The following is a 20079-nucleotide window of genomic DNA, read 5'->3' as shown; positions in this document are numbered from 1 at the left end:
CTTTACATCTCCTGCCGGACGTTCTGCGGATCGAAAAAGGCGTGACCGACCACCGGCACCTGCACCAATTCGCCGCTGCGACACTTCACCGTGACCTTGCTGCCAGGGGCAGCGTCGTCGATATGGACATAGGCCAGCGCGATTGTGTGGCCAAGCGTTGGCGAGAAGCCAATCGAAGTGATCTGCCCAACCGGGTTGCCGCCGCGCAGCACCAGGCAGGACTCGCCGGGGATGTTGCTTGCACCCTCGAAAGAGAGGCCGACGAGCCGGCGCGTTTCGCCAAGCCTCGTCCGCATCTCGATTGACCGCTTGCCGACGAAGAAGGGCTTCTTCTTCGAAACCGCCCAGCCGAAACCGAGCTCGTTGGGCGTGGTCAGCGCGTCGGTATCCTGGCCGATCAGGATATGCCCCTTTTCAAGCCGCAGCATGCGCGAGGCCTCGAGTCCATAGGGACGCAAGCCATGCGGCTTGCCGGCCTCGGACAAAGCGTCCCACAGCGCGACCGCATAGCTCGAAGGACAGTGCAGCTCGTAGCTCACCTCGCCCGTGAAGCCGATCCGCATCACACGCACCGGCAGGCCGGCCAGCATGCCTTCGCGCCCGTGGAGATAGGGGAAAGCGTCGCGCGAGAAATCGATGTCGCCATCTAGCGCCTGCAAGACCTCACGCGCCTTCGGGCCGGTGACGTTCATGCCGGAAAATGCTGCCGTGACGTTGAGCACGTCGACCTTCAGCCGCCACTGCGCATTCCAGAACAGCATGTCGGCCTGCACGCGGGCGACGGCGCCGGTCGTCGCGGTGACGTAGAACAGGTCATCGGCGAGACGATAGGCGACGCCGTCATCGATAACCGTCCCCATCTCGTTGAGCATCAGGCAGTAGCGGACCCGGCCGACGCGCTGGTTGGCATGCGCCATCGTGTACATCCGATCGAGGAAGGCGCCGGCGTCAGGACCGCGGATCTCCAGCTTGCCCAAAGTCGACACGTCGAGCATGCCGACGCCGTTGCGGACCGCGGCGATCTCTTCGCGGACCAGGCGGTCTATCCGGTCTTCCGGCCCGTAAAAATACGGCCGCCACCAGGCACCGATCGGCTTCATGCGAGCGTTGAGTGCGAGATGGCGCGCATGCAGCGCGGTGCGCCGCTCCAACGGCTCGTGATGGCCGGCGAGCACGCCGAGCTTCTCCGGTCCGGTCGGCGGCCGCGCCGTGGTGATGCCCACCTCGCCAACCCCGCGCCCCGTCGCTTCGGCGACAATCCGCGCCGTGGCGAGCGCCGAATGCCTGCCTTGGCTCGGCCCCATGCCGACGGTGGAAAAGCGCTTCACCAGTTCGAGTTCGCGATAGCCTTCCTTGACCGCATTCCTGAGGTCCTTGACCTGCAGATCCTCATCGAAATCGACGAAGTCGCGACCTTTTGCGTTGCCGGCGAGCGGTTGTGCCCAGGCAGCTGGCTCGGGCTCGTATTCGTTCTGCACGTCAGGAGGATCGCCGTGGCCGAGCCGCTCCAGAGCCTCGCGCGCGGCGCGGCGGCCGTCGGCCATCGCAGACTGCAACCGCGATTTGCCGGCAACGGCGCCTGCCAGCCGGACGGCCGCGCCCACCGGCAGACTGAGCGTCATTCGCGCCGTCGCATCGTCGTAGCCAACTATCGCTCCCGCATGGCAGGGCAACTGCCAGGCAGGCACCGAGCCGACGGAGACCGCCACGAGATCGCAGTCGATCCAGCGGCTGCCAATGCGGACCCGCGTCACATGCTTGTTGCCGCGCGTCCCGGACGCTTCCTCGATCGGGGCGCCTGCGAGGATCCCTATCCCCCTGGCCCGAAGCTCACCGGCGCGGTCGCCGGCATTTGGCCGAGCATCGACGATCGCGGCCAGTTCGACGCCAGCCTCGACCAGATCCAGCGCGGAGTCGTAGCCATCGTCATTGGCGGCCAGCACGACGGCCCGCCGGCCAGGTTGCACCGCGTAATGGCGGAGCAATCGTTGCACGGCGCCGCCGGTCATGATGCCAGGCAGATCGTTGTTGCGGAACACCGCCGGCTGCTCGATGGCGCCTGTCGCCAGGACAACCTCGCGGGCGCGGGTTCGGTAGAGCCGGTTGCCCTGGATCAGCGGCAGCCAATTGTCCTCATACCAGCCGTTGCAGATGGTGCCGGTCATAATGCGCAGATTGGGGAGCTTGGCTGCCTTGGCTGCCAGACTGAACAATATGCCCGGATCGCAGCGGCGATAGGTCAGCGAACCGCCAATTTCGGGATTGTCGTCGCACAACAGCACGTCGGCGCCGGCTTGTGCGGCCGAGATCGCAGCCGATAGACCCGCCGGCCCCGCGCCGACGACCAGCAGGTCGCAGTGAAGATGCGCCTTGTCGAAACTCAGATGCGGCGCCTTGACGTCGACGATCCCGAGCCCCGCCTTGCGACGGATCATCGGCTCCCAGAAGCGGAGCCAGCTGTCCTGTCTCGGACCCATGAAGGTGCGGTAGTAGAAGCCGACCGGCAGGAAACGTCCAAAGCGGTCGATCACCGCATCGCGGTCGTTTTCCAGGGAGCCGTTGACGTTCTGCGCCGTCACCATCATGCCGTCCTGGAGCGGCGTCAGGTCGGCGGGAACATTCGGCTCCGACGGCAATTGCACCAGCGTGTTCGCTTCCGCGCCGGCCATGGTCATGATGCCGCGCGGCCGGTGGTATTTGAACGAGCGCGACAGGACCCACTGGTCCGAGGCCGCCAGCGCGCTGGCGATGCAGTCGCCGGCAAAGCCATGATAAGCCTTGCCTTCGAAGGTGAAGCGGACAGGCCGCGTCCGGTCGAGGCGCGAACCGTATGGCGTGCCAAGCCGCGTCATGGCCGGCTCCCAATGGCGTAGGTGCGGATGATCTCGTTGGTGACGACGTCGCGCTCGGCGAGGAAGAAGAAGTTGCTCGGCACGTGCCGCCAGCACTCGACCACCACACCTTTTCGATTGTCCGCGCGGAAGAGATGCCTTGCCCACTCAGCGTCGGCGGCAGCGTCCGCATCGGGCCTCTGCCGCAGCGGACCGAAGGACTGGAATTCGTCGATGTTGCGCGGGCCGTTCATGGGGCAGTCAAGCAGCTTCATGGTCAGTGGCTCGCCGCCGTGGCGCCCATTTCATTGAGCAGTCGGAACTTCTCGAAGCGCTCCAGCGCAAACGGCTTCAGCAGGTCGGGAACCCGACCCCTGGCGATGGTTTCCGCCATGCGCTTGCCGGCGACCGCAGTCGCCTTGAAGCCCCAGGTGCCCCAGCCGCAATCGAGCCACAGATTGGCGAGAGGGCTGGCGCCCATGATCGGGCTGTAGTCCGGCGTCATGTCGGTGATGCCGGCCCATTGCCGCAGCACCCGCACACCTTGCAGGAAGGGAAAGAGATGCACGGCGCCTTCCGCCAGATGCTCCTTCATGTCCAGCGTCGAGCGGGTCGAATAGAGCTGGTACGGATCCGAGCCGCCACCGATGACGATCTCGCCGCGCGAGGATTGCACCAGATAGGTGTGCAGCGATACGGACGAGACCAGCGTGTGCAGCCAGGGCTTCAGCGGCTGCGTCACCATTGCCTGCAAGGGGTAGCAGCGGATCGGCAGTTCCACGCCGGCCATCATCGCAACATCGTAGTTCATGCCGCCGGCGGCGATGAGCACGGAGCCGCAGGCGACCCGTCCGCGGTTCGTCACCACAGCGCGCACCTGGCCGTTCTCGACCTCAAAACCTTGAACTTCGGTGCGCTGGTGGATTTCGGCGCCGCGGCGCGAGGCCTGCGCCGCGAAGCCCCAGGCAACCGCATCGTGGCGGGCCGTGCCGGCATCGGCATGCCAGAGGCCGCCGAGGATCTCGAGCGCACCGTCGCGATCCATGTTGAGTTCGGGCACCAGCTTCTCGACCTCTTTTGCGTCGATCACCTCGGTGCGCGTGCCCATATGCTTGCCCATCTCGGCGCGCAGATGGAAGGCGCGCAGCGTCGCTTCCGTGTGTGCGAGCGTCAGCTGGCCGCGCTGCGAGAACATGACGTTGAAGTCGAGTTCCTGCGACAGCGCTTCGAAGAGCGAAACGCCTTCCTTGTAGAAGGCGACGCCTTCCTGGGTGATGTAATTGGAGCGGATCGTCGTGGTGTTGCGTGCGGTATTGCCGCCGGCCAGATAGCCTTTTTCGAGCACCGCGATGCTGGCGATACCATGGTATTTCGACAGATAATGCGCGCAGGCCAAGCCATGCCCGCCGCCACCGACGATGACCACGTCATAGGACGGCTTCAGCTCAGGCGTCGCAGGAATGTCGCCCGTCACCGGATAGTCGCGGCTAAGCCCGTATTTGAGAAGCCTAAGCGGCATGGCTGCCCTGGCCGCCAGGAGGATCGTAGACCAGAGCGGTCACCTCGGAAAACCGGTGGTCGGCGTCGGTCAGGCCGAGAATACCGTCCCGGATCGCGGCGGCCCTGGTCGAGCCGAGAACGGGCGACGCAAACTCGATGTACTTGGCGACGATATCGTCTTCGCTGAACGGGGCTTCGGGGCCGCCGCGTGCGTGGACATCTCCGGACTCCAGCTGCCGGCCGTCAACCGTCTCGATCTGCACGTCGGCCCAGCGCCCGGCGGGGAAACGGTCGCTGTGCTTCGCCGCCTCGTTCACCTCGACGCGCTTCAGCAAATCCGCGACGGCGGCATCGCGCAGACCCGAGCCCGAAATGTGCTCCACGCCGATTCGACCATAGTGGATCATCGTGGCCACGGCGAAGGGCAGGCTGTACTGCGCCTTTGATGTCGTGTCCGGCATGCCGGCAAACAGCGTCGCCGCATAGTGGAAGCTGTTGACATGGACTTTGCGTATGTCTTCCGGCCGAAGCCCATGCTGCAGGCAAAGCGCGCGCGTCGCGTCGATCGCCGCGTGGGCCCAGCGGCAGACCGGATACGGTTTTATGTATTGCCGGGTCATCTGCCAGAACAGGCCGAGGTCATCCCAATGTGCCGCGACCTCCGGCGCCTCGACCGTGATCGCCGGCGCGCCGGCGAAACCGGCTTCGGCAAGCACGGCGGCCGACAGGCCGACCAGCGCCCCCATGCCTGAGCCGTCATGCAGCATGGTCGGCGTTGCGATCTCGCGCATCATCTGGCTGCGCGGTCCGTGATACTCGGCGATGCCGAAAGCATGGCGCAGTTGATCGTCGTCAAGCGAAAGCAGGCGGGCCGCGACCGCCGCCACGCCAAGAGAATTCCACGCGCCGGAGGTGTGATAATCGGAGACGGTTGCGTGCAGCGCAATGCCGGCCCGCCCCGCGATCTCATAGCCGACGACGATCGCGGCCAGCGCCTCGGGGCCGGTCAACTCAGGCTTTTCTTCTGCGAGCGCAAGCAGCGCCGGGATAACCGCCACGCCGATGTGCCCCTTGGTCGGCGGGTAACCGTCATGGCCGTCGAGATTGTCGGTCTGGGTCGCCGCCGCGAAGGCGGCGCCGGCCATGCTGGCGCGCCTGCCGTCGAAGATCATCCTCGCCGCGTGCCGGTCGGCGCCGGAACCGTAGAGCATAACCGCGGCATCGCGCGCGATTTGTCCGGCCTGCATCGGGCCGGCGGCGATGGCAATGCCCATCGTGTCGAGGAACTGGAGGGCTGCCGATTTCAGAACGTCGCGCGGGAACGCGCCGGCCGACCTGCGCAGCACGAAGTCGGCAACACGGGCAAATACGGTGGAAGCAGACTCACCTTCCGCCGTCCGCTGGTCCATGGCGCCACCTTTCGCGTCCCGATCGCTCCAAGATAACTACGAATAATTTGGTCTCATGGGCCAGGCACGTAATTAGTTTGGCGCCATCGCACAAAAAAATCGGGGTCAAGGCGATTGCGGAGGCCAACGAAGCCGGTCTAGTTTTCGCTTCGCCAAGGAGCGATCGCATGAAGCCGCCACCCCCACTGAACTATATCCGCTCGTTCGAGTGTTCGGCGCGGCATCTCAGCTTCACCCTCGCTGCCAGCGAGCTCGGCTACACCCAGGCGGCGGTCAGCAATCATGTGCGGGGGCTGGAACACTATCTTGGCCGGCAGCTCTTCGTGCGCTATCCGCGCAGCCTGAAGCTGACCGAAATGGGCGAGGCCTTCCTGCCTACGCTGCGGCAGGCGCTCGACCAGATCGATCACGCCACGGAGGCGATCGTCGCCTCCTCGCGCAACAGGACGGTCGTCATCTCCTGCCCAATGAGCCTGGCCGAAAACTGGCTGGCCGGCTGCATGGCGGCGTTCCGGCAAATCCATCCGGAGATCGAGGTCGTTCTGCACGGCACGATCTGGGAAGACCTCAGCGAGCAGATCGCCGACATCACCATCTCGACCCGCCGCTTCGACGACCGCCCGCCGAGTGGCGTTCCGCTGTGGAACGACCAGCTCGCCATCCTCTGCGCACCCGGCCTGCTGTCCGGCCCGAAAGGGCTGCGCTCGCCGCGCGATATCCTCAACGTCGACTGGATCTTCGTGCATGGCCGCCAAGAATATTGGCAATGCATGGGCGACGCGCTGCAGATCGACATTTCGGATTATGAGAAAGGCATCACCACGAACGCCTCGAACATTGCGCTGGAACTGGCGGCAATGGGCGCGGGCTGCGTCGCCACGCAATATTCGCTGGCGAGAACCTATATCAGCCGCGGGCTTCTGGTGGAGCCTTTCCCCGTGCGAGCCGCCAGTCCATGGACCTATTATCTTTCGGAGAGCCAGCTCTCGAAAGGCAGCGTGGTGAGGACCGTCAGAGGGTGGATCATGGAACGAGCCAACGCCCATGTAGAAGCCGTTTAGGCTGACGGCTCGGCAACCATCCGTCCGGGGGAAGGAAGCAATCCGAAGACAACTACCCGAGGGTCTGACTTGCTAAGGCATAGGTCTTCGGCCTAGCCGAGCCGCCGTCGGAAAAATCGGCGAGGCATTTGCCCTTCGACATGGTCAGCACCGTGTCGAAGACCGGCATTCCGCTGTGCGACAGGAAGGCGGCGAACTCGCCATTGTCCATGTGCGTGTCGATCCTGAGGAAATATCCCGAATGGTCAGCCACGTGCGGCCTGACGACCGCCAGGGCGTCGGGGTCGCTTCCCGCCACCACCGGCCCTATGACATGGCCCCGTCCGAACGGTCGGCAGAGGGCAAAAGCGGTCAGCTTGTTCCCGTCGAAAAGGCCATAGCCGGCCGAATGCCCGAAGAGCTTTTCAACGAGCGCTGTCCGCCTCACGCCAAATCCCGCCGCGTCCAGCGCGATCGCCGCCGCAATATCGCCCGCGTCCAAGGTCCGGACGTTGCCGCGCCCTTCCGTCGGCCGGCCCGCTGTCGGCACGCGGGCGATGCCCTGGCATTGATAGACGGTCTTCTCCGGCTGGAAGTCGAGAGAGAGATAAAGCCGCCGCGCAGCACGGGTTGCGTTGAGGCGCAGATCGCGCCCGGGAATCCTGTCGAAGATCCGCTTCATTAGCCATTGCGCCGCCCCCTGCGTCTGAAGCCGCGGCGAGGTGATGACCATCCCCACGGTGGCGAAATTGGCGCCATGCGGGAACCACATGGCCGAACCGAGAGCCCGGCCGATCTCATCGAGCGCCACGAAGCCTTGGCCCGATTCACGCAGGAATTGCCAGTCCTCGGCGCGATGCGGCCATCCCACCGACAGCGAGAGCGCGTGCAACCTCTCCAGGTCGACATCTTGGACGTCGCCGATACGCATCGAGAAGGCATCGATTTTCAAGCTTTCGGACGGCTTCACTTCCATGGCCCTGAAAGAACCCTCAAAAATCAACGGGCGAGCAGACCGCTGACCCGTGCCCGCCAACGCTAGACAAGCAAACCCCACAGGATTTGCTCGAAAGCCGTGCACCAACGCAAGATTCAACTGAAACACTTCCGCTTTCGGCATGCAATCGCGTGGCAACGCACCCATCCTCTGCGGAAATTCGCCAGCATGCGGCATCGATGCCGGCGAACCCTAAATGCCTTGAGGGCTGCAATGGACGTCTTCGACATCCTCGACCGTCTCGTCGCCTTTCCGTCGGTCGCCGGCAAGCCCAACGGCGACATTGCCGGCTGGATCGAGGCTCATCTCGCCGAACAAGGCGCGAAGGTCACCCTGCTCCCAGGGCCAGAGGGCGACCGTTTCAATCTTTTCGCCACCATCGGCCCGGCCGAGGTTCCGGGCTACATCCTATCCGGCCATATGGACGTCGTCCCCGCCGGCGAGCCGCAATGGAGTTCGGCCCCTTTTTCGCTGCGCCGGGAGAGCGAACGGCTCTACGGACGCGGCACCACCGACATGAAGGGGTTTCTCGCCGCCGCGCTCGCCGCCGTGCCTGCGCTTGTGCGGCTGCGCCTCGCCAGACCGATCCACCTCGCCTTCTCCTATGACGAGGAGATCGGGTGCCGGGGCGTGCCGCATTTGATCGCCGGGCTGCCCGAGCTTTGCGCCAAGCCGCTCGGCGTCATCGTCGGCGAGCCGAGCGGCATGCGCGCCGTGCGCGGCCACAAGGGCAAGGCGGCCGCCCGCGTAATCATCAGCGGCCGCTCCGGCCACTCCTCGCGACCGGATCTTGGGCTTAACGCCATCCATGCGATGTCCGATGTGCTGAGCGCCGCCGTGAGTGAAGCGGAGCGGCTGATGCATGGCCCGTCCGACCCAACCTTTGAGCCGGCCTATTCCTCGCTGCAGGCCGGTGTGATCGCAGGCGGCCAGTCGGTCAACATCATCCCCGACAGCTGCACGCTCGGCCTGGAGGCGCGCGCAATACCGGGCATCGAACCGGCTGGCTTGCTCACCCCGGTCAAGGCGCGGGCTGAAGCTCTTGCCGCTCAAGGCTATGTTGTTGAATGGAAGCCGATTAGCGCCTATCCGGCGCTGTCGCTGCCGCAAGACTCGGCTCTGGCGGGACTGCTGCGCGAATTGACCGGCGAAGCGCCTTTAGCCGCCGTCAGCTACGGGACGGAGGCCGGACTTTACCAAGGCTCCGGGCTCGATGCGATCATCTGCGGCCCCGGCGATATCGGGCGCGCCCACAAGCCGGACGAATATATTCTCGCCAGCGAGCTCGCCGCCTGCCAGCAGATGATCGAGGCGCTGGGCGCGCGATGCGCGGCCTGAAGGAGCAGCCGGAATGACATTCCTCTTCAATTCCGACGCGCGGCGTGGCGCGATCTTCGCCGAGGCCTTCGCTAAGGAGTTGCCGGACCTCCCCTTCACGATCGATGCCGCTACGGTCGATCCCGACGCAGTGCGCTACCTGATCACCTGGACGGTGCCGGAGAACCTCGACCGCTACACCAACCTCGAAATCCTGTTCTCCATCGGCGCCGGCGTCGATCAGTTCCGCTTCGACGCGGTGCCCGCGCCGGTGAAGATCGTGCGCATGGTCGAGGAGGGCATCGTGCGCATGATGCAGGAGTATGTGACGCTCGCCGTGCTTGCGCTCCACCGCAACTTGCCGGCCTATCTGGCGCAGCAGCGCGCCGGAGAATGGCGCGACATCCCTCAGCCTCAAGCCGCGTCGCGCCGGATCGGCGTGCTCGGCCTCGGACAGCTTGGCCAAGCCGTCCTCGACCGGCTGAAACCTTTCGGCTTCCAGCTCTCCGGATGGAGCCGCTCCCCGCGGCGGCTCGAAGGGGTGACCTGTTATCATGGCGAGCTTGGGCTGGAGCAGATGCTGGCGGCCAGTGACATACTGATCTGCCTGCTGCCACTGACCGAGGAGACGCGCGGATTTCTGAACGCCGGCCTGTTCGCGAAACTGCCTGACGGGGCGGCTCTCGTTCATACGGGTCGAGGCCCGCAGCTCGATCACGAAGCGCTTGTCGCCGCGCTCGATAGCGGCCATTTGTCGTCGGCGATGATCGACGTGACCGATCCCGAACCGCTGCCCGCGGGACATCCGTTCTGGTCGCATCCGAAGATCATCCTCACTCCGCACATAGCCAGCGTGACCCAACCCGCGACCGCCGCCCAGGCCGTCATCGACAACATCAAGCGCCACCGCGCCGGGCTCGATCCCATCGGGCTCGTCGACCGGTCGCGCGGTTATTGAAACTCAACTGGAAAGGCCATCCTTTGTCCCTGCTCAAGTCCATCGATATCAACCCGAGCTTTTCGCCCCGCGAATCGACCGCGCTGCCGGAGCGGCTCATTGCCGGCAATCCCGCCTTCAAAACCTGGGCGCAGGACGTGGCCAAGGACGACCTTGTCCATACCGGCGTCTGGGAGGCCACGCCCGGCGAAACGCGCTCGATCAAGGGGGAAACCTTCGAGTTCTGCCATATCCTCGCCGGCGTGGTCGAAATCACGCCCGACGCCGGCGAAACGGTGACCTACCGGGCCGGCGACAGCTTCGTCATGAAGCCGGGCTTCACGGGTGTTTGGAAGACCATCGAGACCGTGCGCAAGATCTACGTCACAGTGGGCTAGCGAGCGCCCGCGCAGGCCCTGACCGCCGCGGAAGATTTTGCCGTCTCTTGTCCCCAGCACGCAACATTCGTCGGCGGCGGATCGCCGAACAGCGCATGCTGCGTGTCGGCACGGGCTAGGCTGAGGCCGATGCTGCCGAGTGGTTGCCCATGAGCCTGAGCTTCGATCCCGATACAATCTCGCTTCCCGTCGGCCACTTCATCGATGGAGAGCTGATTTCGGCCGGGGGTGCGATCGAAATGCGCCGTCCGTCCGATGGCAAGTCCTATGCCGCTTGCCCCGTGGCCGGTGCGGACTTGGTGGACCGGGCGGTGGAAAGTGCCAAGGCGGCGCTGAAAGCCAGCAACTGGGGCGGCGTCCGGCCGCGCGAGCGCACCAGGGCGCTCCACGCCTGGGCCGATTTGATGGAAGCGGAAGCCGAAACGCTCGCCAGGATCGAGGCACTGTCCTCGACCCGGCCCGTCGGCCAGCTCGCCGCCGGCGACATCGCCGTGACCGCCGAGCAGATCCGCTTCTTTGCCGAGTTCGCCGATAAGGAAGGCAGCGAACTCGCGCCGACCGACGACGCCAGTTTCGGCATGATCATGAGCGAACCCTATGGCGTCGTGGCCGCGATCACGCCCTGGAATTTTCCGATCTCGATGGCCGGCTGGAAACTCGGCCCGGCGCTGGCCGCGGGCAATGCAGTCGTGCTGAAGCCGTCCGAAATGACGCCGTTCTCGACCGTTCATTTGGCGCAGCTCGCCGTCAGAGCCGGCCTGCCGGCAGGACTTATCAACGTGGTGCTCGGCGACGGTCCCACGACCGGCACGGCGTTGACCGGCCATCCCGAGATCGCCAAGGTCAGCTTCACCGGTTCAACCCGCGCCGGCTCGGCGATCATGGAGAACGTCGCCCGCACCGGCATCAGGCCGATGACGCTGGAGCTCGGCGGCAAGAGCCCGCAGCTCGTCTTTGCCGATGCCGATCTCGACAAGGCGGCGGCAGCAATCGCCGGCAGCGTCACCTTCAATGCCGGCCAGGCCTGCGTGGCCGGCACGCGCCTGATCGTCGAGAAGAGTGTGAGCGTCAGCCTGACGGCGGCCATCCTTGAGCGAGTGAAGGCGGTGAAGCCCGGCCCGACCTGGGACGAGACCACGCAGTATTCGCCGATCATCTCGGAACGGCAGCGGGGGCGTGTCGACGCCATCGTGCGGGCCGCGCTCGAGGGCGGCGGCGAATGCCTGACGGGCGGCACCTTTATGGACAGCCCCGGCTATTTCTACGAGCCGACGCTGATCGCCAATGTCGACCAGGCCAATCCGGCGATCGTCGAGGAAATCTTCGGCCCGGTCCTAACAGTCCAGACCTTCGAGACCGAAGACGAGGCGCTCGCGCTGTCCAGCCATCCGACCTACGGACTGGCTTCCGGCCTGTTCACCGCGGATCTGTCTCGCACGATCCGTCTCGCGCGCAAGCTCGAAGCGGGCACCGTGTGGGTCAACCGCTACAGCCGCTCGCGCGACCACATTCTGCCGACCGGCGGCTATAAGCGCTCCGGCATCGGCAAGGACCTTGGCCGCGAGGCCTATCTCGCCAACCGCAGGACCAAGAGTGTCCTGATCAGCCTGTGAAGAGATGCCAATGAAGACCCACTCGATCGCCCTGATCCCCGGTGATGGCATCGGTCGCGATGTGACCGCCGCCGCCTGGACGGTGCTGGAAACCGTGGCCAAGCACTCCGGCTTTGCCCTGACCGGAACCGAGTTGCCATGGTCCTGTCGTTTCTTCAAGGAAACCGGCCGCATGATGCCCGAGGACGGCATCGAGACCTTGCGCCGCTTCGACGCCATCCTGCTCGGGGCCGTCGGATGGCCGACGGAGGTGCCGGATTCCGTCTCGCTCCATGGACTTTTGCTGCCGATCCGCAAGGCATTCGTGCAATACGCCAACATCCGGCCGCACCGGCTGCTGCCGGGTGTGAGGGGGCCGCTGCGAGCCGAGAGCTTCGATATTCTGTGCATCCGCGAAAACACCGAAGGCGAATATTCCGGCGCCGGCGGACGTGTGCATCAAGGCACGCTGGACGAGGTCGCGGTGGAAACCTCGATCTTCACCCGGGCCGGGGTCGAGCGCATCCTGCGCTCCGGCTTCGAGCAGGCACGGGCGCGGCGCGGCAGGCTGGCTTCCGTCACCAAGTCCAACGCGCAGAAATATTCGATGGTGTTCTGGGACGAGATCACGCGAAAGCTGGCCGCCGACTATCCGGACGTCGACGTGACCAGCTATCATGTCGACGCACTCGCTGCGCGCATGATCATGGATCCGCAGAGCCTCGACGTGGTCGTCGCTTCCAATCTCTTCGGCGACATACTGACGGATATCGGCGCGGCGATCCAGGGCGGGCTCGGCTACGCAGCTTCCGCCAACATCAACCCCGACCGCTCGGCGCCGTCCATGTTCGAGCCGGTGCACGGCTCCGCGCCCGACATCGCCCACCTCGGCATCGCCAACCCGATCGCCGCCATATGGTCGGGCGCAATGATGCTTGAACATCTGGGCGAAAAGGACGCAGCCGGCCGCATCATGAACGCGATCGAAGCGACAACGGCGCGAGGGGTGGGAACCACGGCCGGCAAAGATCGTACGGACGCCATCACATCCGCCGTTGTCGCGGCGCTCACCTGATTTGCGAGGTCGTTTTCGATGAAAAGCCTGAAAGACAAAACTCTCTTCCGCGAGGCCGGTCTGATCGGCGGCAGATGGGTCGCGGCAGGTTCCGGCAGAACGGTCGATGTGATCGATCCGGCAACACAGATATCGATCGGCACAGTGCCCGACATGGCCGGCCCGGAGGCCCGCGCGGCCATAGAGGCCGCGGCTTCCGCCTATCGGGATTGGAAAAAAAAGACCCACGCCGAACGCGCCGCCATGCTGGAGGCCTGGCACGGTCTGATGCTTAAGCATCTGGACGATCTCGCACTGATCCTGACCACGGAACAGGGCAAGCCGCTGGACGAGGCCAAAGGCGAGATCCACTACGGAGCGTCCTTCGTCAAATGGTTCGCCGAGGAGGCGCGCCGGATCAATGGCCACACCATCCCCTCGCCTACATCAGACCGCCGCATCATCGTCCTGAAGGAACCCGTCGGCGTGTGCGGCATCATCACGCCTTGGAACTTTCCCAATGCGATGATCACCCGCAAGGTTGCGCCGGCGCTGGCCGCCGGCTGCACGGTGGTGATCAAGCCCTCCGAGTTCACGCCCTATTCGGCGTTGGCGCTCGGCGTGCTCGCCGAACGCGCGGGTATTCCCGCCGGCGTCATCAACATCGTCACCGGCATGCCGGCCGAGATCGGCAACGAGATCATGGCGAATGAGACCGTGCGCAAGATCTCCTTCACCGGTTCGACCAGGGTCGGCTCGCTGCTGATGCGCGGAGCGGCCGACAGCGTGAAAAGGCTCAGCCTCGAGCTCGGCGGCAACGCGCCCTTCATCGTCTTCGACGACGCCGACCTCGACCTCGCCGTCGAGGGGGCGCTGGCGTCGAAGTTCCGCAATGGCGGCCAGACCTGCGTGTGCGCCAACCGCATTCTCGTCCAGGCCGGAGTCTATGACGCCTTCTCCGCCAAGCTCAGCGCCCGCGTCAATGCGTTGACGGTGGGACCGGGCACGCAGCCCGGTGTCGCCATCGGCCCAATGATCAACATGGCGGCGGTCGAGAAAATCAATCGGCACGTCGAGGACGCGCTTGCCAAAGGCGCGACGATCGTCACCGAGAAGCCGGTGCTGCCGGAGGGTCCTCAATATGTCGCCCCGCTGGTGCTGGCCGGTGCGACAAACGAAATGGAACTCGCCAGCGAGGAGACTTTCGGTCCGGTCGCACCGCTTTTCCGTTTCGAGACGGAAGAGGAAGCGGTCGCGCTTGCCAACGGCACACCTTACGGGCTTGCCTCCTACTTTTACACCGAGAACCTGAAGCGCGCCTGGCGCGTCGGCGAGGCGCTGGAGTTCGGCATGGTGGGTCTGAACACCGGCTCGGTTTCGATGGAGATAGCCCCCTTCGGCGGCGTCAAGCAGTCCGGCCTCGGGCGCGAGGGCGCGCAGGCCGGCATCGAGGAATATCTGGAACTGAAGAGCTTCCACATGGGCGGGCTGGGTTAAACCCCAGCCCCGATCACTGGATCCGGTCGAGCGCCTTGTAGTAGAGACCGACCATCGGCAGGAACCAGGGCTTGCCGGAATAGCCGGGAATGGCAGGCCACTCGAGCCCCTTCATCGGATTGCGGTCCGCGCGACCAAGCATGGCATCGGCCATGATCATGCCGAGATGGGTGGAAAGCTGGGCGCCGTGGCCGGAATAGCCCATCGCGTACCAGACCCCGTCATGGTAGCCGGCCCGCGGGAAGCGGTCCTTGGTCATGTCGACCAGCCCGCCCCAGCAATAGTCGATCTCCACCCTGGCGAGCTGCGGGAAGATCGCCGCGAGGCTTGCCCGCAGAATCTCTCCGCTCTTGGCATCGGAGCGCTGGTCCGATGTCGCCGAAAAGCGTGAGCGGCCGCCGAAGATCAGGCGCTTGTCCGGCGCAAGCCGGAAGTAGTTGCCGATGTTCATCGAGGTCACGCATGTCCGGTTGCCGGGCATGGTCGCGGCGATCTCGGCGTCGCTCAGCGGTCGCGTGGCGATGATGAAGCTGCCGACGGAAATGATCCTGCTGCGAAAATAGCCGAAATTCGGCGTGGTGTAGGCGCCGGTCGCCACCAGCACATTGTCGGCGCTGATGCGGCCGCGGGAGGTGGTCAGCTGATGCCGCGTGCCCGACTGCCTATGATCCGTCACCGCCGCATTCTCGTGGATGACGGCGCCATGGCGAACCGCGGCCGTCGCCAGCCCGGCCACGTAGCGGCCCATATGCATCATGGCGCTCTTCTTCGACAGCATCGCGCCATGGAAGGGCGAGCCGATCTCGGATTTGAGATCGTTCGGCGACAGCAGCGCCGTATCCGGATCCACCTCGGCATGGACGGCCTCGAAGTTACGGGCGATCGCTTCGAAATGCTGCGGCTTGGAGGCGAGCTTCAGCTTGCCGGCGCGGCGGAAGTTGCAGTCGATGCCCTCCTCGGCGACCAGCGCCTCGATCGTGTCGACGGAATCGTCCAGCGCCCGGTAGAGCGCGATCGCGCGCTCCTTGCCGAGTTCCGCCTTGGCCGAAAGGTAGCTGTGGGCGAGGCCGTTGTTCAGGTGCCCGCCATTGCGTCCCGACGCACCCCAGCCGACCCGCTCCGCCTCCAGCACCGCCACCTTGGCGCCGGCCTTCGCCAGTTGGCGGGCGGCGGCGAGGCCGGTGAAGCCGCCGCCGATGATGGCGGCGTCGTAGTGTCCCTCGACCGGGCCGTGCGCCCCGCCGGAAAAAACTGGAGCGGTGTCGTGCCAGTAGGAGACCAGCTTCATTTGCAATCCGTCAGTTTCAAAGCCCGACCACGCCCGGAAGACCGGAAATGTCGGTGATCTCGACATAGCCGTAATAGGGGTTGGCCGGCTCGTGGCCGCGATTGACCCAGACCTTGTTCTTGATCCCGAGGTCATGCGCCGACATCAGGTCGTAGCGGAACGAGGACGAGCAGTGAAGAACATCCTCCGGGCCACAGCCCAGCCTATCGAACATATATTCGAAAGCCTTGAAGCGTGGCTTGTAGGCCTGCGCCTGTTCGGCCGTGTAAACGGCATGGAATGGCGCGCCGAGCTTCTCGACATTGGACATGATCTGCGCGTTCATGGCGTTGGAGAGGATGACCAGCGGAATTTCCTTGGCAACCTTCGCCAGGCCAGCTGGAACGTCCGCGTGGGGTCCCCAGGTCGGGACACGCTCATAGACCATCGTGGCGTCGTCCGGGCTGAAGGCAACGCCGTTGCGCTTGCAGGCGCGCTCGAGCGCGTTGTGGACGACGTCGGCATAGGGCTTCCAGTCGCCCAGGATCTCGTCGAGCCGGTAAGCCGCGAAGTTCTTGATGAACGCCTGCATGCGCGGCTCGTCGAGTCGGCTGCCATAGAGGTCACGCGCCGCCTCCGCCATCTGGAAATTGGTCAACGTGCCGTAGCAGTCGAAGGTGATGTATTTGGGCCTGAAAGAAGCCATATCCGTCGATCTCCGGTGGAAGCACATCCGCGTTGGGACGTCTTTCATCATAGGCCGGCAGGAAGCGACCTACCTGACCGAAAAGCGCCTGCCGAAAGCAGAAAGTTCCGTATCCGCGGTTCCGTTTGGCACGCTGTAGCATCTTGAGCGTCGAAGGATGCCGCCGGTCGAGGCGCTAAACGCATCCAGTTCCATAGGGGCCAGCACAAGATGCGGCGCACGCCCTCAGCAACGGCGAATGATACCGCCGAAGTCGAGACCTTCAGACGATCTGCGGCGCACCGATGATCGAGACTTGGGGTCAGACTGAAAGGTGCGTCATGCAGCAAGGCGAGATCGAACTCCAGGACTTCGGGCCGGATCATATCGAGGGTGCAGTCGCGCTATCTCGGCAGGAGAATTGGCCGCATCGCCCGCAGGATTGGCAGATGGCGCTGCAGCTTTCGAGCGGCGCGGTTGCGCTCGACGACCAGGGCCGGGTCGCCGGGACAATCCTGGTAACGCCTTACGGCGCCGATTGCGCCATGATCAACATGGTGATCGTCGACAGGAACGCGCGAGGCAAAGGGCTCGGGCGCCGGCTCATGGAACAGGCCTTCGCCCTTGCCGGCGACCGTCCGCTGCGGCTCGTCGCCACGACCGACGGCATGCCTCTTTATGAGAAGCTTGGCTTCGTGCCCTCGGGCACGATTCTTCAGCATCAGGGCCAGGTGGCAGCGCTTGAGGCTTCCGACGGTGTGGAAGCCGCGGGCGCGCACCATCTGCCGGAAATCAAGGCCCTGGACCGTGACGCCTACGGCGCCGACCGTGAAGCTTTGATCGATGCGCTGGCCGAGCGGGGTGAATTCGCCGTCATCCGCCGCAGTGGCGTCATCGCGGCCTATGCCGCAATCCGCCCGTTCGGACGCGGCGAGGTGATCGGCCCCGTCATCGCCGGAAATGCAGACGACGCCAAGGCCCTGATCAGCTTTTTCGCCGCGTCTCGCCCTGGCGCTTTCCTGCGCGTGGATACCGAAAGCAGGACCGGCATCGCCGGCTGGCTCGGAGAAATCGGCCTCGCTCATGTCGGCGGCGGCGTCGCTATGGACCGTCCGGCCAAGAATGGGGCCGAACAGGCCAGGCCAAAAGTTTACGCCCTCGCCAACCAGGCGCTCGGATAGCCCGGAGGACAACAATGCTCGCCAATTCCCTGATCGAACTCGACCGCGCCCATCTCATCCATCCGGTCGCCTCATATCGCGGCCATGAGGCGCTCGGCGTGCGGGTGCTGAAATCGGCGAAGGGCGCTACCGTGACCGACGCGTCCGGCCGGCAACTTCTCGACGGCTTCGCCGGACTGTGGTGCGTCAATGCCGGCTATGGTCACGACAGCATCGTCGAAGCAGCGGCCCGGCAGATGCGCGAGTTGCCCTACGCCACCGCCTATTTCGATCTCGGCTCGGAGCCCGCCATCCGGCTCGCCTCGGAGCTGGCCGACCGGGCGCCGGGGGATCTCAATCACGTCTATTTCACGCTCGGGGGATCGGACGCGGTCGACAGCACGATCCGGTTCGTCCGCTACTACTGGAATGCCAGAGGCGAGCCTGAACGCGACCAGTTCATTTCCATTGAGCAGGGTTATCACGGATCGTCGGTGGTCGGCGCGGGCCTGACCGCCCTGCCCGCCTTTCATGCCGGTTTCGGCATTCCGTTCGAATGGCAGCACAAGATCCCCTCGCCCTATCCCTATCGCAATCCGGTTGGCGATGACCCGAACGCGATCATCGCCGCATCGCTCGCCGCGCTGAAGGCGAAGATCGAGGAGATCGGGCCGGAGCGGGTCGCCGCCTTCTACGCCGAGCCGATCCAGGGCTCGGGTGGCGTTATCGTCCCGCCGAAAGGCTGGATCAAGGCGATGCGCGAACTCTGCCGTGAATACGGCATCCTGTTCATCGCCGACGAGGTGATCACCGGTTTCGGCCGCACCGGCCCCCTGTTTGCCTGCACGGAGGAGGATATCGTTCCCGACTTCATGACCACCGCGAAGGGCCTGACCTCGGGCTATGTGCCAATGGGCGCTGTCTTCATGGCCGATCATGTCTATAACGTCATCGCCGATGGCGCAGGCGCCTCGGCGGTCGGCCACGGCTACACCTATTCCGCCCATCCGGTCAGCGCCGCCGTCGCGCTCGAGGTGCTGAAGCTCTATGAGGAAGGCCTTCTGGAGAACGGCGCCAGGGCCGGCGCGCGCTTGATGGCGGGCTTGTCTGCCTTGAGCGACCATCCATTGGTCGGCGATGTGCGGGGTCGCGGCATGCTTGCCGCCATCGAGCTGGTGGTCGACAAAAAGAAGAAAACGCCGCTTCCGGCCTCGGCCATGCCGGCGCGGCGCGTCTTCGACAGGGCGTGGGACAATGGCCTGATCATCCGCGCCTTCGCGCATGGGGTTCTCGGCTACGCCCCACCGCTCTGCTGCACCGACGGCGACATCGATGCGATCATCGAGCGCACGCGCCGGACGCTGGACCAGACGCTGGACGACGCCGATGTCCGCCGGGCGCTTGCATGAAGGGCGACGCATTTTTCGCATCTCGAAATATCGCCGCGGCAGACGATTTCGCAATTTTGTGCCGCTACCTCGCGCCTTTTCGGCGAATCCAGCGCGGGGGAAGTGCCAGACTGCTTTTTAAGACAAGGCCAGAAAGCCCGGATTTCCGGGCTTTTGAAAAAGGCCGACGCCCCGGACAGCACGGAATTTTGTTCTGTTCAGCATCAGTAATTCGGCCGCGCGCAGAGGAGAGCCAGTCTTGGCCAGGGGCTTTAGCGAATTCAAATACATGACCTTCGATGTGGTCGGCACGCTGATCGACTTCGAAGGCGGCGTAACGACCTGCCTGGCCGGGATCGCTGCGGACGCCGGTGTCTCAATCGACGGCGAAGAAGCGCTGGCCCTTTACCGGCAGGCCCGCTACACGCCCGATGCGAACCTGTTCCCCGACGATCTCGCACGTGTCTACATGGTCATCGCACCGCGGCTCGGCCTGCCGGCCGAGGAGAAATACGGCGCCCGCCTGCGGGACTCTGCCAGCGTCTGGCAGGGCTTCTCCGACAGCAGGGCGGCGCTGGCCGACCTTGCGACGTCTCATAAGCTGATTGCCATGACCAATGCCCGGCGCTGGGCTCTCGACCATTTCGAGAAGCAGCTCGGATCGCCCTTTTTTGCCACCTTCACTGCCGACGATACCGGCACGGAAAAACCGGATCCCGCCTTTTTCCAGAAAGTCTTCGATTTCGTGGCGTCGCGCGGCGACAGCAAGGACGACATCCTGCACGTCGCGCAAAGCCAGCATCACGACATCGGCATATCCCGGGCGCTCGGCATGACCAACTGCTGGATCGAGCGCCGTCATGCCAAGAAGGGCTATGGCGGCACGATCGAGCCCGAGCGCTTCACCGTGCCGGACTACCACTTCACCTCGATGGCCGCATTTGCGGCGGCCGTGCGGGAGAGCATGAAAGAACGAACCTGAACCCAAGCCCGGAAAAGCCGCAGCA

17 protein-coding genes are annotated in these 20079 nt (G+C 64.8%); 10 read left to right on the top strand and 7 right to left on the bottom strand.

The genetic code is table 11. The annotated features are described in order from the left end of the window. Positions 1–2: 2 nt before the first annotated feature. The 4 genes from EOA49_RS03635 to EOA49_RS03620 are packed head-to-tail and all read right to left on the bottom strand — an operon-like array spanning position 3 to position 5740. Positions 3–2852 carry a 2Fe-2S iron-sulfur cluster-binding protein gene (locus tag EOA49_RS03635; RefSeq protein ID WP_127239903.1) on the bottom strand — a complete coding sequence of 950 codons (2850 nt, stop codon included), beginning with the start codon at positions 2850–2852 and terminating at the stop codon, positions 3–5. Next, complete coding sequence (locus EOA49_RS03630) at positions 2849–3106, bottom strand: sarcosine oxidase subunit delta (RefSeq protein ID WP_127239902.1); 258 nt, start codon at positions 3104–3106, stop codon at positions 2849–2851. Before EOA49_RS03630 ends, EOA49_RS03635 begins: the two co-directional genes overlap by 4 nt. A gap of 2 nt (positions 3107–3108) precedes the next feature. Then, entirely contained in the window at positions 3109–4350 is a 1242-nt protein-coding gene (locus EOA49_RS03625) for an FAD-dependent oxidoreductase (RefSeq protein WP_127217458.1), read from the bottom strand. Continuing rightward, complete coding sequence (locus EOA49_RS03620) at positions 4340–5740, bottom strand: MmgE/PrpD family protein (RefSeq protein WP_095801040.1); 1401 nt, start codon at positions 5738–5740, stop codon at positions 4340–4342. Before EOA49_RS03620 ends, EOA49_RS03625 begins: the two co-directional genes overlap by 11 nt. Before the next feature lie 167 nt (positions 5741–5907). On the opposite strand from EOA49_RS03620, the gene EOA49_RS03615 reads away from it, so the two are divergent. Further along, positions 5908–6801: a LysR substrate-binding domain-containing protein gene (locus EOA49_RS03615; RefSeq protein WP_095801130.1), complete on the top strand. Its 894-nt coding sequence runs from the start codon at positions 5908–5910 to the stop codon at positions 6799–6801. A 52-nt stretch (positions 6802–6853) separates the two neighbouring features. Here the strand turns inward: EOA49_RS03615 and EOA49_RS03610 are convergent, their stop codons facing one another. Further along, positions 6854–7756, bottom strand: a complete 903-nt coding sequence (locus EOA49_RS03610) for a GNAT family N-acetyltransferase (RefSeq protein ID WP_127239907.1) — start codon at positions 7754–7756, stop codon at positions 6854–6856. A 234-nt stretch (positions 7757–7990) separates the two neighbouring features. Between EOA49_RS03610 and argE the strand changes: the two genes are divergently transcribed. The 6 genes from argE (at position 7991) to EOA49_RS03580 (ending at position 14572) form a co-directional block, all read left to right on the top strand. After that, on the top strand, positions 7991–9115 hold the full coding sequence (gene argE / locus EOA49_RS03605) for an acetylornithine deacetylase (RefSeq protein WP_127239901.1): 1125 nt from the start codon (positions 7991–7993) through the stop codon (positions 9113–9115). A 13-nt stretch (positions 9116–9128) separates the two neighbouring features. Continuing rightward, positions 9129–10052, top strand: a complete 924-nt coding sequence (locus tag EOA49_RS03600) for a glyoxylate/hydroxypyruvate reductase A (protein WP_095776343.1) — start codon at positions 9129–9131, stop codon at positions 10050–10052. Positions 10053–10075: 23 nt separating this feature from the next. After that, a complete protein-coding gene (locus EOA49_RS03595) occupies positions 10076–10429 on the top strand; it encodes a cupin domain-containing protein (RefSeq protein ID WP_067328000.1) in 354 nt (117 codons plus the stop codon). Positions 10430–10578: 149 nt separating this feature from the next. Further along, positions 10579–12042 (top strand): aldehyde dehydrogenase, encoded by a 1464-nt coding sequence (locus EOA49_RS03590; RefSeq protein WP_127243058.1) that lies wholly within the window; start codon positions 10579–10581, stop codon positions 12040–12042. A 10-nt stretch (positions 12043–12052) separates the two neighbouring features. Then, the gene (locus EOA49_RS03585) at positions 12053–13096 is read left to right on the top strand and encodes a tartrate dehydrogenase (protein WP_127239900.1); all 1044 of its coding nucleotides are present in this window, start codon (positions 12053–12055) and stop codon (positions 13094–13096) included. Positions 13097–13114: 18 nt separating this feature from the next. Beyond that, positions 13115–14572 (top strand): NAD-dependent succinate-semialdehyde dehydrogenase, encoded by a 1458-nt coding sequence (locus EOA49_RS03580; protein WP_127239899.1) that lies wholly within the window; start codon positions 13115–13117, stop codon positions 14570–14572. A gap of 13 nt (positions 14573–14585) precedes the next feature. Here the strand turns inward: EOA49_RS03580 and EOA49_RS03575 are convergent, their stop codons facing one another. Both EOA49_RS03575 and EOA49_RS03570 read right to left on the bottom strand, forming a co-directional pair. Beyond that, positions 14586–15860 (bottom strand): FAD-binding oxidoreductase, encoded by a 1275-nt coding sequence (locus tag EOA49_RS03575; RefSeq protein WP_127239898.1) that lies wholly within the window; start codon positions 15858–15860, stop codon positions 14586–14588. 16 nt (positions 15861–15876) lie between these two features. Beyond that, the gene (locus EOA49_RS03570; RefSeq protein WP_127239897.1) at positions 15877–16545 is read right to left on the bottom strand and encodes a haloacid dehalogenase type II; all 669 of its coding nucleotides are present in this window, start codon (positions 16543–16545) and stop codon (positions 15877–15879) included. A gap of 320 nt (positions 16546–16865) precedes the next feature. On the opposite strand from EOA49_RS03570, the gene EOA49_RS03565 reads away from it, so the two are divergent. The 3 genes from EOA49_RS03565 to EOA49_RS03555 all read left to right on the top strand — a co-directional run bounded on the left by EOA49_RS03565 (position 16866) and on the right by EOA49_RS03555 (position 20054). Next, positions 16866–17705, top strand: coding sequence for a GNAT family N-acetyltransferase (locus EOA49_RS03565; RefSeq protein WP_095801047.1), 840 nt, complete (start codon positions 16866–16868; stop codon positions 17703–17705). A 14-nt stretch (positions 17706–17719) separates the two neighbouring features. Next, positions 17720–19093: an aspartate aminotransferase family protein gene (locus EOA49_RS03560; RefSeq protein ID WP_095801048.1), complete on the top strand. Its 1374-nt coding sequence runs from the start codon at positions 17720–17722 to the stop codon at positions 19091–19093. Positions 19094–19331: 238 nt separating this feature from the next. Beyond that, positions 19332–20054 carry an HAD-IA family hydrolase gene (locus EOA49_RS03555; protein WP_127240193.1) on the top strand — a complete coding sequence of 241 codons (723 nt, stop codon included), beginning with the start codon at positions 19332–19334 and terminating at the stop codon, positions 20052–20054. The last annotated feature ends 25 nt before the right edge of the window (positions 20055–20079 follow it).

It is taken from the genome of Mesorhizobium sp. M1A.F.Ca.IN.020.04.1.1, from assembly GCF_003997315.1.
Taxonomy (GTDB): domain Bacteria; phylum Pseudomonadota; class Alphaproteobacteria; order Rhizobiales; family Rhizobiaceae; genus Mesorhizobium.
The sequence above is the reverse complement of the archived record's forward strand: the minus strand, read 5'-3'. Positions and strand labels throughout refer to the sequence as shown.